At 36.4% G+C, this 18,326-nt stretch carries 15 protein-coding genes and 1 other annotated feature; of the genes, 3 read left to right on the top strand and 12 right to left on the bottom strand.

The genetic code is table 11. The annotated features are described in order from the left end of the window. Positions 1-246 precede the first annotated feature (246 nt). From radC to IEV74_RS01125, 4 genes are all read right to left on the bottom strand, one after another. Positions 247-936, bottom strand: a complete 690-nt coding sequence (gene radC, locus IEV74_RS01140; RefSeq protein ID WP_188453507.1) for a RadC family protein — start codon at positions 934-936, stop codon at positions 247-249. Positions 937-1,133: 197 nt separating this feature from the next. After that, a complete protein-coding gene (locus IEV74_RS01135) occupies positions 1,134-2,060 on the bottom strand; it encodes an SPOR domain-containing protein (RefSeq protein WP_188453506.1) in 927 nt (308 codons plus the stop codon). A 273-nt stretch (positions 2,061-2,333) separates the two neighbouring features. Beyond that, positions 2,334-4,070 carry a sensor domain-containing diguanylate cyclase gene (locus IEV74_RS01130; RefSeq protein ID WP_188453505.1) on the bottom strand — a complete coding sequence of 579 codons (1,737 nt, stop codon included), beginning with the start codon at positions 4,068-4,070 and terminating at the stop codon, positions 2,334-2,336. A gap of 98 nt (positions 4,071-4,168) precedes the next feature. Next, entirely contained in the window at positions 4,169-5,449 is a 1,281-nt protein-coding gene (locus IEV74_RS01125; protein WP_188453504.1) for a bifunctional folylpolyglutamate synthase/dihydrofolate synthase, read from the bottom strand. 99 nt (positions 5,450-5,548) lie between these two features. Between IEV74_RS01125 and IEV74_RS01120 the strand changes: the two genes are divergently transcribed. Then, a complete protein-coding gene (locus IEV74_RS01120) occupies positions 5,549-6,460 on the top strand; it encodes an ATP-grasp domain-containing protein (RefSeq protein ID WP_188453503.1) in 912 nt (303 codons plus the stop codon). Continuing rightward, positions 6,457-7,326: an ATP-grasp domain-containing protein gene (locus IEV74_RS01115; protein ID WP_188453502.1), complete on the top strand. Its 870-nt coding sequence runs from the start codon at positions 6,457-6,459 to the stop codon at positions 7,324-7,326. Before IEV74_RS01120 ends, IEV74_RS01115 begins: the two co-directional genes overlap by 4 nt. 638 nt (positions 7,327-7,964) lie before the next feature. Here IEV74_RS01115 and IEV74_RS01110 read toward each other — a convergent pair. Beyond that, positions 7,965-10,610 carry a valine--tRNA ligase gene (locus tag IEV74_RS01110; RefSeq protein ID WP_188453501.1) on the bottom strand — a complete coding sequence of 882 codons (2,646 nt, stop codon included), beginning with the start codon at positions 10,608-10,610 and terminating at the stop codon, positions 7,965-7,967. A 41-nt stretch (positions 10,611-10,651) separates the two neighbouring features. Then, positions 10,652-10,878, bottom strand: a binding site (T-box leader). A gap of 153 nt (positions 10,879-11,031) precedes the next feature. On the opposite strand from IEV74_RS01110, the gene IEV74_RS01105 reads away from it, so the two are divergent. Next, positions 11,032-11,220 (top strand): YszA family small membrane protein, encoded by a 189-nt coding sequence (locus IEV74_RS01105; protein WP_099158664.1) that lies wholly within the window; start codon positions 11,032-11,034, stop codon positions 11,218-11,220. On the opposite strand, the gene IEV74_RS01100 is transcribed toward IEV74_RS01105, so the two are convergent. The 7 genes from IEV74_RS01100 to IEV74_RS01070 all read right to left on the bottom strand — a co-directional run bounded on the left by IEV74_RS01100 (position 11,217) and on the right by IEV74_RS01070 (position 18,314). After that, on the bottom strand, positions 11,217-12,224 hold the full coding sequence (locus IEV74_RS01100) for a protein kinase family protein (RefSeq protein ID WP_188453500.1): 1,008 nt from the start codon (positions 12,222-12,224) through the stop codon (positions 11,217-11,219). The genes IEV74_RS01105 and IEV74_RS01100 overlap by 4 nt on opposite strands. Positions 12,225-12,320: 96 nt before the next feature. Next, entirely contained in the window at positions 12,321-13,343 is a 1,023-nt protein-coding gene (gene spoVID, locus IEV74_RS01095; RefSeq protein ID WP_188453499.1) for a stage VI sporulation protein D, read from the bottom strand. 120 nt (positions 13,344-13,463) lie between these two features. Beyond that, positions 13,464-14,753, bottom strand: a complete 1,290-nt coding sequence (gene hemL / locus IEV74_RS01090) for a glutamate-1-semialdehyde 2,1-aminomutase (RefSeq protein ID WP_188453498.1) — start codon at positions 14,751-14,753, stop codon at positions 13,464-13,466. Between the two features lie 28 nt (positions 14,754-14,781). Further along, complete coding sequence (hemB, locus tag IEV74_RS01085) at positions 14,782-15,762, bottom strand: porphobilinogen synthase (RefSeq protein WP_188453497.1); 981 nt, start codon at positions 15,760-15,762, stop codon at positions 14,782-14,784. A 5-nt stretch (positions 15,763-15,767) separates the two neighbouring features. Continuing rightward, complete coding sequence (locus IEV74_RS01080; RefSeq protein ID WP_188453496.1) at positions 15,768-16,544, bottom strand: uroporphyrinogen-III synthase; 777 nt, start codon at positions 16,542-16,544, stop codon at positions 15,768-15,770. Further along, on the bottom strand, positions 16,544-17,473 hold the full coding sequence (gene hemC / locus IEV74_RS01075) for a hydroxymethylbilane synthase (RefSeq protein ID WP_188453495.1): 930 nt from the start codon (positions 17,471-17,473) through the stop codon (positions 16,544-16,546). The genes IEV74_RS01080 and hemC overlap by 1 nt, the downstream gene beginning before the upstream one ends. 22 nt (positions 17,474-17,495) lie before the next feature. Further along, the gene (locus tag IEV74_RS01070; protein ID WP_188453494.1) at positions 17,496-18,314 is read right to left on the bottom strand and encodes a cytochrome c biogenesis protein; all 819 of its coding nucleotides are present in this window, start codon (positions 18,312-18,314) and stop codon (positions 17,496-17,498) included. Positions 18,315-18,326 lie beyond the last annotated feature (12 nt).

Below are 18,326 nucleotides of genomic sequence, written 5' to 3'. Positions count from 1 at the left end.
TCCAAAAACACATTCGTATGTAGTATGTAGCTTTACTATATCTATTTATTATTCGTAATGCAATGTGATACTAATGGCATTTGTATATTTTTTACTATTATCCAATTTAATACATGTAACATAAAAATCACAATAAGCGCCACTTTCAATTAAAATTGAAAAATGGCGCCGATTTTGTTTGTTTGTCTTTAATATTATACGAAAAAAATAAAAAAATAGATAGTGTTATAAAACATATTTTCACAACTATAGGTAACCTTTTTCTTTTAAGGAGACAAATTTTCGATCACCAATAACCAAATGATCTAGGAGTTCGATACCAATCATCTTACCAGATTCGACCAAACGTCTTGTAACATGAATATCTTCCTGTGAAGGGGTGGGATCTCCAGAGGGGTGATTATGCGCACAAATAATTGAAGCGGCAGATCGTTTTACTGCTTCCCGGTAAACCTCTCTAGGGTGGACAATAGATGCATTCAAACTTCCAATAAAAATCGTTTGCCGATGGATAATCTGATTTTTAGTGTTTAAGAACAAAACAACAAAATGTTCCTGATTCAGCCCGCGCATCTCTTCCATAATATAATCTGCACCATCCTCAGGTGAACGAATAACATATCGTTCAATTGGTTTATATTGATTCATTCGTTTGCCCAGCTCAATAGCTGATAAAATCAGAACACCTTTTGCAGAGCCGATTCCTTTTATTGCTGTAAGCTCTTCAATGGTTGCATCCTTTAACAAATTCAATCCTTCAAAATGCATTAATACGCGCTGTGATAATGTCATAACTGATTCTTCTTTTGTACCGCTTCCGAGTAAAATTGCCAATAATTCCTGATTAGACAAATGACTGGACCCAAGATTTAATAATCTTTCTCTTGGGCGATCCTCTTTTGGAACATCCTTTATCATTATTGAAGAAATAGCCATAATTTGTCCCCCTTTTTGTTAATACATTCATCTTAGTCAGATAATGATCATCCGGCAAGTTACTAAAATTAAATTTTCTTGTTGCTTCTCAATTGTGAAAGTAAAAATTCACATAGTAAAAATGGGATTTTACGACTATATTTCTTGTGCAAAATATAAAAGCAGGCATTTGATTATACCTGCTTTTCTGTTTATTGTTATTCAGACAAGGCTGTTTCATATAGTTTCCATTGATTTAGAAGAATAATTTGCGCCTTTTGATGATTAACTTCCGAAAATTGTTTATAGGTGACTGCCAATTCCTCAAAGAATCCGGATAAACGATTTGATTGCTTAGGATAGTGATCCAATAAGCTTTTCCACGAACCTGTTGGAATGTCCTTTTTGCCTGTTACTTTCATTAACGACTCGTACCACAAATCCCTGAAAGAATGAACCCATTCACCTTCCTGTTTAGTTAAATCCTTTTCAGATTCTACTGTGCTCCATTCTTTTACATATATCTCAAAGTCGCTTCCCTGTAAAACTTTGGCTTGTTCTTTAGCTTGCTCCTTTGTACTTGATAAACCTGCTAATAGATAATATTTCCCTTCACGGTTCCATATCATAGTTGCATACCCTGACTTTTCATATTTTTTCGCCCATTCAGCTGCATTTGATTTACTGGAAAAAACTCCTGCTTGCAATACGAAACCATTTATTTGTTCAAAAGTAACACTCGATAAAGCTTGATTAGCATGTTCACCAGGGTCACTTCCATTTGTTGTATTTTCGGTTAATGGATTGGTAGCATTACCATCGCCGTTTACCTCTTTTCCAATACCAACAAACATATTCAGCATAACAATTCCCATACATAAACCGATTACTATAGCTGAAATTGTTGCAAAAATTATAGGCTTGTACATACTAAACTTACTTGTGCTATTCGGATTACCTAGATGGTTAATTTCATAATTATGCTGTCTTGCCAGGGTTGGAATAGTATTATCTTTATTGGATGGTTCTTCTATCGTTGCAGCCAGTTCTTTGTCAAACAAATGCGAGTCATTTTTGTCAACATTGCGAGTTATTTTTGATTTTTTACCATTAATCCATAGTATAATTGGTTTTTTCTTTTTCACAATTTCCCCTCACTTTGCTGCTTTTTTTAACTCTAGCATGTACACAATGAAAAGTAAGAGGAGATTTGTCACTCTTTTCAAGAATTGTTCAACATAAACTGATATTTTTTTTAGAACAAAAGCGGAAGCGCCCGTTTAGCGACGTGGGACTGCGCTTACTCGTCCCACCGAAAAGATTTGCCATGCAGGGTGGTTCGGTGTTGCCACGCAAAGTGGCGGTTTTAACCGAACAATCTACCTCAGGAGGTAATGGAAACAGATGATTTCCCGGTTTTAAATGGTTTGTAGGTCCTCATAGACCGCAACCCTATTTCTGCCTTTACGTTTTGCCCCAATATACATGGCACGATCAGCATGCCGAATTAATTCACTTGGGGATTCACAATGTATTGGATATGCCGCGATACCAATACTTGCGGTCACAGATACTTCCGTTAATTGACAATGATCCAGGATATGTTTTTCAACTGGAAAAGAAACAGCTTCAATATTTCTTCGTAATGCTTCAGCAAATTCGACAGCCTGTGGTAAATCTACATCAGGAAGAAAAACTACAAATTCCTCACCACCATAACGCGCAATTAATCCAATATCTGCAAATTGCACAATTAAACGATTTGCAACCTGACAAAGTATCTCATTTCCTGCTTCATGTCCATAATTGTCATTAATTGCTTTAAAATGATCCAGGTCAAGTAATAATAAAGAAGACTTTTCAATGCCACCTGAATCTGAAGTGTTGTTAAAATAATTATTTATTGCACTTTCAAAATAACGATAATTATACAATTGTGTTAAACTGTCACGCTCACTTTTAGCCTTTGTCTCTTCATAATTTTTAGCATTTTCTATAGCAACTCCCAGATAGTTTGATAGAATATCCAAGATTCGATAATGCGATTTGTCAAATGCTTTTTTCTTTTTTGAAATTACTGTTACAACACCCACAATATCGTCTCCATATTCTACTGGTAACGATATAATACTTTCTGTTTCTAAAGGGATTTTCGAATTTTTAATCTGATTCCATTCAGAGGAACTACCGTATATTATAGGTCTTCCCGATGCCCAGACTTTACCGCTGAATGCTTCATTAGGGTCAAGATACTCGACACCTGGACCACTGCTAGTCTTCCCGCTGCTGTCAACAAATCTGACCAGCTCTAAATACTGATTGGAATTTACAACATAAATATAGGCTAAATCCATTGGCAATATTCGATTAAGCTCAGTTATAAAAACATTATAAACTTCATTCACTTCTAACCTGCGTGTCAATTGATGGCCAATTTCACCTGTTCGTTTCAAATATCGATTTATTTCCTGGTAGGAATACAATAATCTAAGAATAATAGAAATAGAAATAAACGGAATACCCATATAAAAAATAGCCGCCCGTCCTATTTCTGTATAAAGCACGTACAGAACAAAACCGACCGGTAAAACTAATAAAGAAGAAGTAAGCTCCCATAAAAAGCCTTTATCAAAAAATTTAACCTTTTGTTTATGTAAGTAAGTCTGAAATAGTTTTATGATCATTTGATTAGTAATAAATACTGTGAAAACATAGCCAATTATTGCAATAAATCCATTTACCGAATGATAATTTACTGACTGCTGATCTCCGCCCAATAACCAGAATACATTAGCGGAAACAAATGATATGACTGCAAACATCAGTAAATTTAAGGGAAAGCGATACAGCTCTTTTTTATCAACCTTTAAATTGATTAATAAAGTCAATATCGTTATCTGAGTCAAAATCGTTTCAACTAATAATCCAAATGATAGAAAGACTGCCATGCTAATTCCATTAACAAAAAATATCGGGTTGTTATTTATCGTTAATGGAAATAATGCAACTATACACATAAAGACAGCAAACAAAACTATATCAATCCATTGACCTTCCAAATTAATTATAGAGTACTCGTACGATAGCCATAACAGTAATGGCCAAAATAAGAGCCAAATGAACCAGAGTATATTAATTTTTCTTCTAGTAATCATTTGCCGATGCATCTCCTGTCAAATGTCGATAAAAGTGTGACTTTATACTCATTTATTAAAAACTTTCAGATAATAGGAATAATATATCATAGTACCTGCTATTTTACAAAATATTTCCTGCAAATTGCTATAAAATGCAATGAACCTGTAACAAAAAAGATTTGATTATTCGAATCACAGGCTTTAATTTTCTCAAGACTATCTTTCCAATTACTGCTTACTATTTTCCCATTCATTTGAAGCATATGATATAAATCCTCACCGGCAGCAGCTCTTGGATGATTAAACGTCGTTACCGTGATGGTTACAAAATGATCACTAAGCAAATTTAACATCTTCTCTAATTCTTTATCCTTAAACCCTGCAAAGATCAAATGCCGTTCTTTTTCGGGGTATTCGCTTAAAACAGTTTGAATAAACGATTTAATACCCGCTTCATTGTGTGCACCATCAATGATCACAATAGGTTTCTCCCACACCATTTCAAACCTTCCGGGAACTATTACTTTCCTTATTCCGGACAATGCTTTTGACCAATCTAATTGGTAACCTAAATACTCCAACTGTACAAGTGCCATTATTGCAAGCGATGCATTCTTTAGTTGGTGTTCTCCCGACATTTGGATGGCCACTTTAAATTGGTAATAATTATCCCTCCACAAAAACGTTTGCAAATGTGGTGTATGATCAATAATTTCATATGTAAAATCGTTTGACAGCTGTTTTATGGGAGCATTCTTTTGTATAGCCTCATTATACATAACAGCATATGCAGATTTTTGCATATCACCTATAATGACTGGTACTTTTTCTTTTATTATTCCCGCTTTGTGGTATGCAATCTTTTCCAATGTATCACCTAAAAATGCGATATGATCTTTTGCTACATTTGTTATAATAGACAAAAGAGGGGTGAAACAATTAGTTGTATCCTCTCTGCCGCCCATACCAGTTTCTATCACACAGAAATCAACATTTTTCGCAAAATAGACAAAGGCAAGTGCAGTAATAATTTCAAATTCTGAAGGATAGTTTTCTTTTTTATCAAGTTCATAAATGGCGGGAAGCATCTCGTTTAGTAATGCAATAAACTTTTGTTCATCTATCGGGGTGTTGCCGATAAATATATGTCCGGTCAACCCTTCCATACTTGGAGAGGTGAAAACACCGACTTGCAAACCATTAGACATTAATGCAGCTTTTAAATAACTAATTGTCGATCCCTTTCCATTAGTTCCCGCCACGTGAATCGCATTTATTTTATTTTGCGGGTTGTCAAGTAAACGAAGCAATTGATTTATTCTATCTAATCCGGGTTTTATACCAAAACGTTTTCTATTTTCAAAAAAAGTTTCTACCTGCTGAAAGTTTTTAAACATATGATCACCGCTCTTCTATTAATAGTTCACGCATTACATAATACTACACCAGAAAAAGACTGCAACAAAAATATATAATTTAATGAGAGGGTTACTATTTTGAATATAAATGGATGGATTGTTTATAACGGACACCTGCCTGGAACTAAATTTGCTGATTTTGCAGAATGGCTGCAGTGTGCCGCTTTCAAACAAAATATTGATATAAAGCTTTATAAAAATAATGAACTGCTTGCCTATTTAGGTAATGATAATCATGCTTTACTTGGCGATCAACTATCATTACCAGATTTCGTTATTTTTACAGATAAAGATATATATTTGGCAAGACAGTTAGAATCACTTGGAATTCGTGTATTTAATAGTTCTAAAGCAATTGAAGTAAGTGATGATAAAATTGCTACATATCAAGCATTAGCCGAACAGCATTTACCTATTCCCAAAACGATCATAGCACCAAAAATATTCCCAAGCACAACTGTAATAGATCACACCTTTACACAACATGCTATTAAAAAACTAGGGTTTCCTATGGTTCTCAAAGAAGCATTTGGATCCTTTGGTGAACAGGTTTATTTAGTACATAATCAAGAGCAAATGCTGAACAAAATTAAAGAAATTATTGGAAAACCCTTTTTATTTCAGGAATTTATCTCTTCAAGTTATGGAAGGGATATACGAATACACGTGGTTGGGGATACGGTGGTTGCTTCTATGATACGTAATGCATCTAATGATTTCAGAGCAAACGTTACAGCTGGGGGAACAATGGAACCGTACGAACCTTCTGAAGCTGAAAAAGAATTAGCTATAGCAGCAACAAAAGTTATTGGTGCCGATTTCACAGGAGTTGATTTGTTATTTGGACCCAATAATAATTCGTTAATATGTGAAATAAATTCTAATGCACACATACGGAACATTTATGAATGTACAAAAGTTAATGTTGCTGATTATATTATTAATTATATTATAAATACCTTCAGAAAAGATCAGAGGCATTTGTTATGAAGCAATACGGATGGTTGATTTATAGTAAAAAAGATGCACTTGAGAACAAATCTTATATTAATTGGTTTATAGAAGAGGCTGGACTTCAAAATATTTCGCTCAAGCTTATTATCCGTGAGGAATTAGCAATAGGAATTACGAATAACCAACGGACTATCAGCTATCATAGTGAACCTGTAAATTTACCAAATTTTGCTGTTATTCGTACGATTGACCCCATACTAAGCTTACATTTCGAATCGTGCGGTATTCTTGTTTTTAATTCATCAGGTATATCTGCTTTATGTAATAATAAAGCATTATCTCACCATTATGTACATGATCTTGGGATTCCAATGGTTGATACATTATTTATTAAAAAAGAAAATTTACCGGTCTCACCGCCATTTGCTTACCCATTTGTTGTTAAAGAAGTTACCGGACGAGGGGGACAACAAGTATATTTTATCAAGCAAAAGCTGGAATGGGAAAATTGTCTTTCGGTCATCTCATCAAGCCAAATTATCGTTCAGACAAGTAATGTGAGGCTTGGACAAGATGTTCGTGTATTTATAGTTGGAAGAGAAATTGTTGGAGCCGTTAAACGGAGCAGTTCAACAGATTTTCGTGCAAATTATAAACTCGGGGGTTCAGCTGAATGGTACCAGCCCTCAGGAAAAGAAATGGACATTATAAATAGAATTGTGACCAATTTTGATTTTGATATGGTTGGTATTGATTTTTTAATTGGAAAGGATGGACATTTTTTGTTTAACGAATTGGAAGATGTTGTTGGTTCCAGAACACTTAGCGCTGTTAGTGATGTAAATATTTTAAAAAAGTATACCACTCATATAAAACGAAAACTTTCAATAAAGAATGCCTAAGTTTTTGCTGTATTTCACCACGTAATTTCCGTAAACTGCGACGTAAATACTTGTGGTGATTTTGCATTATTTTGGACGCTCTTTGGTCCCGCAGCCCGTATACACTTCGCTTTCCGTGGGCGGCTGATGAGCCTCCTCACGCTGGGTGTTCGTCGTGTTGCAAGCATTTTCGGTGATGCTGCACTCCTCACAACTCGTAGCTTATTCGGTGGTTGTTTTGCTCGTCGCTCCGGGGTCTCACCGATGCCTCATCTCCCACAGGAGTCTCCGTGTATACGGGCTGCTAGTAAGTGTATTTATAACGTAATCATGATTTCTTAAAGATTATAGTTACTTTATATTTAATAATTACAATCTATGCAAGTACCGATATATATTAATTCCACTGCACTAGTCCGGCATCGCTGCGGGCGGTGACTCCTGCTTAGAAAGGCACGAGTCCGAAGACACCAAAGAGTGGTTTTCTCAAGGAGGCTGAGGCCGTGCCCTAAGGTGCGCATCCGCCCGGAGCGATCCCGGACGGCGACCCGAGAATATTACGTCGCATTTTACGTCGATTGTGCATAGAAATACAATTTAAAAAAAATAATTTGCATTAAAAAGCGGAATCCCGGTGTAATTCGGGATCCCGCTTTGGTTTATCCTTTTAATTCTGTAAGACGAGCTTTTACCTTCGCTTGTTTTTCTAAATAATCCTGCTCTTTTTGTTGTTCTTCCTCTACAACTGCTTGAGGAGCTTTTTTAACAAACCCTTCATTCGCTAATTTTTTCTGTACACGCTCAACTTCTTTACTCCATTTAGCCAATTCTTTATTAAGACGCTCTATTTCTTTATCAAAATCAATTAAACCTTCAAGCGGAAGAAATAACTCTGCACCTGTTACAACAGCTGACATTGCTTTTTCAGGTACTTCTACCTTTGTTGCAATTGTCAATTCACTCGGATTGCAGAATCGCTCCAAATAATCACGATTCACTTCAAGTTCGTTTACAATATCTGCATTTTCAGCTTGAATTAAAAGCTTGATCTGTTTTGACATTGGAGTATTGACCTCGGCACGAATGTTGCGAACTGACTTAATAATTGCAACAAGACGTTTCATTTCCTTTGAGGCTTCTTCATCATGGAATTCAGCTTGTACGGTTGGCCATGCTGCAACTGTTATTGATTCACCTTGGTGCGGCAGCTGCTGCCATATTTCCTCTGTTATAAAAGGCATATACGGATGGAGCATGCGCATTGTTTGATCTAATACATAGGCAAGTACAGAGCGTGTCGATTGTTTCTTCGCCTCATCATTACCATAAAGCGGCAGCTTTGCCATTTCAATATACCAGTCACATAATTCATCCCATATGAAATTGTACAAGTGACGCCCAGCCTCACCAAATTCATATTTGTTTGTGTTCTTCGTGACATGTTCAATTGTTTCGTTTAATCTGGTTAGGATCCATTTATCCGCCAATGACATTTCACCTGTTAAATCAATATCCCCATATGAAAAGTCTTCCATATTCATTAATGAGAAACGGGATGCATTCCAAACCTTATTAGCAAAATTCCATGTCGATTCTACTTTATCCCAATGAAACCGCAAATCCTTACCAGGCGATGACCCTGTTAATAAGAAATATCGTAACGAATCTGCACCATATTTTTCGATAACATCCATTGGATCAACACCATTACCAAGCGATTTGCTCATTTTGCGTCCCTCGGCATCCCGAATCAAACCATGGATCAAAACATCCTTAAATGGACGCTTTCCAGTGAATTCTTTTGATTGGAAGATCATGCGGGCAACCCAAAAGAAGATTATATCATAACCAGTTACGAGTACATCGGTTGGAAAATGACGTTTGAAATCCTCTGTGTCCTTATCTGGCCACCCCATTGTAGAAAACGGCCATAATGCTGAAGAGAACCATGTATCTAATACATCTTTATCCTGATTCCAGTTTTCGATATCCTTTGGTGCTTCTTTACCTACATATAATTCACCTGTTTCCTTATGGTACCATGCTGGAATACGATGCCCCCACCATAATTGACGTGAGATACACCAATCCCGAATGTTTTCCATCCAATGTAAATAGGTGCGTTCGAAGCGTTCAGGGACGAAATTAACCTTGTCTTCACTGCTTTGTAACTCTACAGCAGCATCCGCCAGCGGTTGCATATCGACAAACCATTGAGTTGATAAATATGGCTCAACCACCGCACCACTGCGTTCAGAATGTCCGACCTGATGAACATGATCTTCAATTTTAAACAAAACTCCAAGGTCTTTTAGATCCTTAACTATCTTTTTCCGGCACTCAAATCGATCAAGCCCTTCATATTCACCAGCATTTTCATTCATTGAACCATCTTCATTCATAACAAGTACACGTTTAAGATTATGACGGTTGCCAATTTCAAAATCATTAGGATCATGTGCGGGCGTTATCTTTACTGCACCAGAGCCTAACTCCATATCTACATACTCATCTGCCACGATTTCAATTTCCCGTCCGACAATTGGCAGGATTACTGTTTTCCCTATTAAGTGCTTATAACGATCATCGTTCGGATGAACTGCAATAGCTGTGTCCCCAAGCATTGTCTCCGGTCGAGTTGTAGCAATTTCAATTGTTTCTTCACTGTCCTTTAATGGGTATCGCATATGATAAAATTTACCTTGAAGTTCTTCATAGATTACCTCTATATCGGAAAGGGCAGTTTTCGTTTGCGGATCCCAGTTAATGATATACTCTCCACGATAGATTAGACCTTTTTTATATAACGTTACAAAAACTTCACGAACTGCCTCAGATAACCCATCATCCATTGTAAAACGCTCACGGGAATAATCTAGACCTAAGCCTAATTTCTCCCACTGTTTACGAATGAAATCTGCATATTCTTCTTTCCATTCCAAGACTATATCTACAAACTTTTCACGACCTAAATCATAACGATTTTTCCCTTGCTCTCTTAGTTTCGCTTCAACTTTAGCCTGTGTTGCAATACCCGCATGATCCATTCCCGGAAGCCATAATACATCATAGCCTTGCATACGTTTCATTCGTGAAATCGTATCCTGCATGGTTGTATCCCACGCGTGGCCAAGATGTAATTTACCAGTTACGTTTGGGGGTGGAATTACAATTGTATACGGTTCTTTTTCCACATCACCTGTTGCTTCAAAAAACTTACCATCGACCCAAAATTTATAACGCTCCTGTTCGACTTCCTGTGGATGATATTTCGACGGCAGCGACTTTTTAGGTTTATCATTCATAAGATATCCTCCTTTTCAAATAAAAAAATCCTTTTCACCCAATAAAGGACGAAAAGGATATTGCTTCCGTGGTACCACCTTTGTTTACAAGTATTTCACTTGTACACTCATTGCTTGATAACGGACAAGTCCCGGCTTACTTCTACTCGATTCAAAGAAGCTGCATCAAGGGCGACCTTCCAAAATAATTGTTCCCGGGAAATTTTCAGCTCATGATTTCCCTCTCTGATGGCAATTATTCTGTACTCTTCCCTATCATCGCATTTAAATGATGATTTTTGTTAGTATAAATATTTTATCCATAACCTGAAATAAAATCAACTATTATTTCTTGTATTGCACAAAACACCTATATATATACATATTATAATATCAAACAATTCAAAAGGTGATTAATGAAGAAAAAAGGGGTGATAATCCAATGGCACGATTTTATCGTTACAAGCTGCCACCATGGGCGAGAAATTGTATAATTGTAATCGAAAGGTGCACACTTCCAATTCTCATCTTTCAACTAATTCGAACACTATTTTTCCCTACCACTTTTGACGTTTTTTTATTGGGGATACTTGTAGGGGTGTTTATCGCATTTTATTTGGAATGGATTTAGCTTTCACTTTCATCAATTAGTGATTCCGTTAACGCATCAACTTGCTCTGACCATTTCATCGCAAATACCAGTTGACGATAGGCATGCTGCAATTGACAAATTTGCTGTACCATTGAAGCATCAGATGTTTTATCACGATAATGCTTCACCACTCTTATGTAATCGCTTGGATCAAATAAATAGATACTCAATAAGTATAATTCATGATTCGATAGTTTGTTTTCATTGAAATAAACAGAAAGTGAATCAATCAATAGCTCATTGGGTTGGTCATAATATTTTACCTGATCCCTAAGGAAATTAGACAAATCGATGACTGAATTGTCATAGTATGCCCTATCCCAATTAATGATATATGCAGTATGACTATGTAATACATGGGAGGATTTAAGCTGACCATGACAGAGGCTAATATTCCAATCTGACTGTTCGTCCAACTCATCCCTGAAATTTTCAATCCATCTGTTTTGTTCATTTATAAAAAACTCAAGCTCTCGATACTGTGTACAAACTAACAATTCAAATGGTGACATATACCTATTTTTCTCAAATTCCTCCACATACATGAGTAAACTGGATTTTATGTTTAAACAGTGATCCCGATACTGATTAAATTGATCTTTCACTTTTTCCGCATCATATGATACTGCTTTTTTTGTTTTTGCATGAATGGCACCAATCGTTTTAAAAATTATTTCAAATTCTTGTTTTTGATTACGTTTTTCTTGGTGGATCCATGGGGTTAAATAATAATATTCTCCATCTGCTTCCTCATATAAGTTTCCATTTGCAGTGAGATAAACGGATAAAATTCCGGATAAATTTTGTGAATATGCCCGGTGATAAACTGCCTCCCAGCTCTTAATCTGTTCTAGCGTCATCATACTTTTTTTCAACGCAAAAAACTGTTTACCATCATAAATACAATAAAGTTTTTCAGATATACGATCTACCTTTAATGGTTCAATCCGATATGCTTGTAAAACGTTTCTTAAGGAATCCACGTTACATCTCTCCAGTGTTTATACTTAAAAGGGTATACCCCTTGATATATGATCAAGGGGTAACGTTGAAACTAAAAGTACGCAGCATACAATAGCTTATAATTTCTTTTTTATAGGGATATATAATAATTGTCCTTCAGTTAAAGTTTCGTCTTGCAGTCTATTTTGCTTTACTAGTTGGAGTGTAGTAATTTTGTATCGATTAGCTATCGTCTCAATCGTATCTTTTTCTTGTACAATGCACATTCGCATTTTTGCAAATTTCTCTTCGTCATCACCCCGAAACATATCGGATAAATAACGAACATCCTCTTCTTCGTTTGATCTGCTTTCTTCATAAAAATCAACTGATTCCGTATAATCTGCTTGAGGTGATTCAACATATGGACTTTCAGTTACTGATTCAGGCTCAGGATTTTTCTTAAAAAACTCTGCTAGTGTTTGTGACTTTTTCTGTTTCCAGCGATCCTTTTCCATATCATTTTCTTCTGCTTCAGAGGTGTCGTAATTATCATCTTCTAATGCTGGAATATTCGTATAGTCGTCGTTTTCCTTTTCCGTATCCTTAGGTCGTTCTTTGTTCTCTTTTATATCAAATTCAAATGTATCACTGTTCGCAGATTCCAGCGCAGGCTCCGCGAAATCCATTCCATCGTATGATTCTTCTTCACGAGGACTTTCTGGCTGGTCACTAATCCCATGAATAGCAATAGAGGACATAAACTTTAATTGGCTGCTATTAGGTATTTCATAATCAAACGACTCAATGCTAACTGTTACATCTTCTAAATCTCCAACCCGGTATGTTGGAACCGAGATTTCAACTGGGAATCTATGCGAAAATTCTGCAGCACCCGAATCACTGTCAATTACACTTTCTACGTAGCGTCTGGATTGATAATCATCAAATTCTGAAGGCTCTGATTCTTCAAGGTTATTTGCCTTTACATACTCCCCACGCAGTTCAATTACCCCTCTAATCGATATATACTCATTAAATGCTTGAATTGAAATTTCCGGGTCCAGTGATATCCCCATCATTTCAGCTACTTCCTGTCCCCTTTCAAAATAAAGGGATTCATTCAGGTCAAAATTAAAAACTGATTGATCATTAGTCAAAGATCTTCCTCCCTTCAACATACATATTCATATGCTTATATGTCTTATTCCACTATATGAATACTAAAATAAATATATGCGAAAAAAAAAGCTACCCTTTACGAGTAGCTTTTAAAAGTATTATTTATTAATTTTAGAAAATGCAGTTCTAGCAGCCTTTATAGTTTTTTCAATATCTTCGTCTGTATGTGCTGTCGAAAGGAAAAGTCCTTCAAACTGTGAAGGAGGCAGGAATATACCCTCTTCAACCATAGCACGATAATACTGTGCAAAATATTCCGTATTTGATTGTTTGGATGTTTCATAATTAATTACTGCTTTATTTGTGAAAAAGAATCCGACCATTGATCCTGCTCGATTTATGTGTAATGGAATGTCAAAATCAATTGCCGCTTGTTTATATCCTTCTATAAGACGATCAACCTTCTGATTTATTTGTTCGTAGGAATCCTCTGTTAAAGCGTTTAATGTTTCATACCCAGCAGTCATCGCTAAAGGATTTCCAGATAATGTACCTGCTTGATAAATCGAACCTGTTGGAGCAATACTTTCCATAATTTCCTTTTTACCGCCATACGCTCCGACAGGCAATCCTCCGCCAATCACTTTCCCCAAACATGTCAGATCAGGAGTAACGCCAAAATAACCCTGGGCACAATTATAACCTACACGAAACCCTGTCATAACCTCATCAAATATAAGTATTGTCCCATGATCCTCCGTAATCTTTCTTACTACTTGCAAAAAGTTATCCAGCGGTGGTACAACTCCCATATTTCCCGATACTGGCTCTACTATTACAGCTGCCAAATCATCGCCATAATTAGCAAATGCATAACGCAGGCTTTCAATGTCGTTATACGGAACTGTGATCGTGTTCCGAGCAATTGATTCTGGAACACCAGGTGAATCCGGTAGACCTAACGTCGCTACACCAGATCCTGCTTTAATTAATAACGAATCACCATGTCCATGATAATTTCCTTCAAATTTTAAAATTTTGTCACGACCTGTATACCCTCTAGCCAATCTTAGTGCACTCATCGTTGCTTCTGTTCCTGAATTTACCATACGAACCATATCAATTGACGGCACACGGTTAATAACTAATTCTGCTAACTTATTTTCGAGAATAGTAGGAGCACCAAAACTTGTTCCTTTTTCTGCGGTTTCCTTAAGTTTTTCGACTACTCTGTCATCCGCATGACCCAAAATTAATGGTCCCCAGCTTAATACATAATCAACATATTCATTACCATCAATATCTACTATTTTTGAGCCCTTGCCACGATCCATAAAAATTGGTGACATCCCAACTGACTTAAATGCACGTACAGGAGAATTTACTCCACCTGGCATTAGGTCAACTGCTTCTTTGTACGCATCGACTGATTTTTCAAAACTACTCACCACAAATCACCTCACTAAAGTTTATGAATTATTCGTCCAACCATTTCGCGACATCTTTCGCATAATACGTAATAATTAAATCTGCACCAGCACGTTTCATGGAAGTTAATTTCTCCATAACCAATTCTTTTTCATTAACCCAGCCGTTTATTGCAGCTGCTTTTACCATGGAATATTCACCACTTACATTATAAGCAACAACCGGTGCATTAAAGTTATTTTTCACATCCCGAACAATATCCAAATATGATAAAGCGGGTTTTACAATAAGAAAATCTGCTCCCTCATCCATATCTGACTCTGCTTCACGTAATGCCTCTAAGCGATTTGCAGGATCCATTTGATACGTTTTTCGGTCACCAAACTGCGGGGTACTGTCAGCCGCATCACGAAATGGACCATAAAATGCAGACGCATATTTTACTGCATATGACATAATTGGAATGTTTGTAAATCCGGCTTCATCCAATGCACTTCGTATAGCAATTACAAATCCATCCATCATATTGGACGGAGCAATAATATCTGCACCAGCTTTCGCTTGTGAGACTGCAGTATCAGCCAATAATTTAAGTGATTCATCATTAGCAACATCACCATCATGTATTACACCGCAATGACCATGTGATGTGAATTCACATAGACATGTGTCAGCAATTACAAGCATTTCCGGTGTTTTACTTTTAATTTCACGGATTGCTTCCTGAACAATTCCATGCTCGTGAAATGCACCCGTACCTGTCGAATCCTTTTCATTTGGGACACCAAATAGAATAACCGCCTTCACACCTAAAGACTGTAATTCATTCATTTCATCTTCTAAATAATCAAGTGAAATTTGGTATACTCCTGGCATAGATGGAACTTCATTTTTTGTCTTTTCTCCTTCAATAATAAAAAGAGGATAAATAAGATCGTCTTTGTATAAATGATTTTCCCTTACTAAGGCTCGCATTTCATTTGTGGAACGTAACCTGCGATGGCGCTTAAAATGCAAATTATTTGCCATGATAATCATCCTTTCTTTATGTAATCCGTCATTGCTGCAAGCATATCATCAATTGTAAAATGATTAGGAATGATTGTGTTATTGAATCCCATTTCGTTTGCTTTTTGCTCAGTAGTAGTGCCAATGCATACACAAATGGTTTTTTTAGCCTTCTCTATACAATCAGCATCGTTCATTAAATTTATAAATGCTTCCACAGTTGACGGACTGGTAAACGTAATGAAATCAAAATCTGTTTCGAGCAAAATATCGTTTAGCCTCACAGCACTTTGATAATTGTAATCTGTTTCATATACCTCAATCATATCGAAGCGAATATTCTTTTTCAAAAACACATCAGGCAGCACATCCCGTGAACGATTACCTCTTACAAATAAAACTCGATCAGCGGTTGGATATGCAATTAAGAATTCCCTGGACATTACATCGGCATTATAAGCTGACGGAATAAAGTCAGCTGGAACACCATATTGCTGCAGTGCTTCAGCAGTTTTATGACCTACCGCAGCAACCTGGCATTTTAAAGATTTATTGGGTATCCCGTTCCGCTTTAATAGCTCAAAAAAGCAATTTACACCATTTGCACTTGTGAAAAAAATCCACTTATACTGATGTAAATTCCGCACTAATTGATTATTTTGAATACAACTCTTACATGAAATTTTTATAAGAGGTATTTCGATTGGTGTGCCTCCACACTGCAGCACCTTTTCCGAAAATACTTTTGCCTGATTTTCTTCCCTTGTTATCAAGACCTTTTTTCCATGTAATGAGGCAGCCATTACTCATTAAGCTCCTCTTTTACTTCATCAACTATATCCTTTGCACCTCGTTTAATCAGACGCTTGGAAGCTTCCCTGCCAACTGCTGCAGGGTCAGTTCCACGTACAACTTCTTTCAAAACGGTTTTGCCATCTGATGTCGCTACTAATGCTGTCAAAATAATTTCCTCGTTTTCGAGATATGCATAACCCGCAATCGGAATCTGACAGCCACCTTCCAATAAATGTAAAAATGTCCTTTCAGCAGTTACCGTTTTTGTTGTGTACTCATCGTTCAGCTTTTCTAATAATTCCAGGACTTCCTTGTCATCTTTTCTGCATTCAATAGCCAAAGCGCCCTGTCCAACAGCGGGAACACAAATTTCCGGATCAAGATATTCTGTTACAATATCCTCACTCCACCCCATTCGCTTTAATCCTGCTACAGCTAAAATAATTGCATCATAATCCTCTTCCTCAAGCTTGCGTAACCGTGTTTCGATATTCCCTCTCACCGATTTTATTTTAACATCGGGGCGCACCGCCAATACCTGTGCAGCACGTCGCAAACTGCTTGTCCCAACAATAGCACCTTCTGGCAATTCACTTAAGCCTAAATGGTTTTTTGAAATATATGCATCCCGATGATCTTCTCTTTCAGGAATCGAACCAATCATCAGCCCATCCGCAATGACAGCAGGCATGTCCTTCATACTATGGACCGCAAAATCAATTTCCTTATCATACATTGCTTGTTCAATTTCCTTAACAAATAATCCTTTTCCACCGACTTTTGACAGTGTTACATCTAGAATTCGGTCCCCTTTTGTTACGATTTTCTTTATTTCAAAATCGTTTGCGGCACCTTTTTTCTTTAATTGTTCAATTACCCACTCTGTTTGTGTTAAAGCTAAATTACTTCTTCTTGAACCAACAACTATCTTGCGCATTCCGCAACCTCCTTAGTTCCTGCTAAAAGTGAAAATTTGATAAAAAACTAAATAAGAAGAAATTTATTAATAAAATTAAAAATGAAGCCGTATTATAGATGGAGATGGCCTTCCCCTGATACTTTTTTATAATCCGCAAGAATAAGTAAACAATATAAACAACTAGTACTAATATTGAACCGATTGTCTTCAAATCTACCCAATAAAATACAGCATTCGCAGCATATCCCCAAACAACTCCTAATATAATGGCAATTAAAAGCAAGGGCACCCCTAAGGTAACAGCTTTGAACGAATACCTGTCAAGACGTTGTAAATCCCCTAATCTCCACATCCACTTAAGGCCTTTTTTATTTTTTAATAGCCGATATTGTACGATATACATGATTGAAAATAGAAATGATAGCGTAAAAAATCCATATGAGATTAATGCAAGGGTAATATGTGTTATCAAAACTTCATTCACTAATTGAATTCCCTGCTGCTTCATCCCCTCTTGCGCCCTTGTTGTTATATACAGCAATAATATGAAAAAACCAAATAAATTTGTAAAAAACACAATAAAATGAATAGAAAATAACTTGTTAATAATTAGCGAAAAACTAATCAAGACCCATGCATAAAAAAATAAACTATCATAAATTGTAAATACCGGGAAGCTAGCTTTGAAAAATACCTCACTTACTAAAAAAAGTGTTTGAATTGCCCAAACCATACTAAGTAACCAGAAGGCAATCTTATTTACCCTCCGGTTATGCTGAATAAAATCAATAAAGTATCCCGTCAAGCTCAGACCATAAATAATTAGAATAATTTCGTAAAGCCATTTCGATTCAATCATACTTGATACCCT

Origin of the sequence: Virgibacillus oceani (genome assembly GCF_014638995.1) — a bacterium.
Classification (GTDB): domain Bacteria; phylum Bacillota; class Bacilli; order Bacillales; family Amphibacillaceae; genus Virgibacillus_E; species Virgibacillus_E oceani.
The sequence above is the reverse complement of the archived record's forward strand: the minus strand, read 5'-3'. Positions and strand labels throughout refer to the sequence as shown.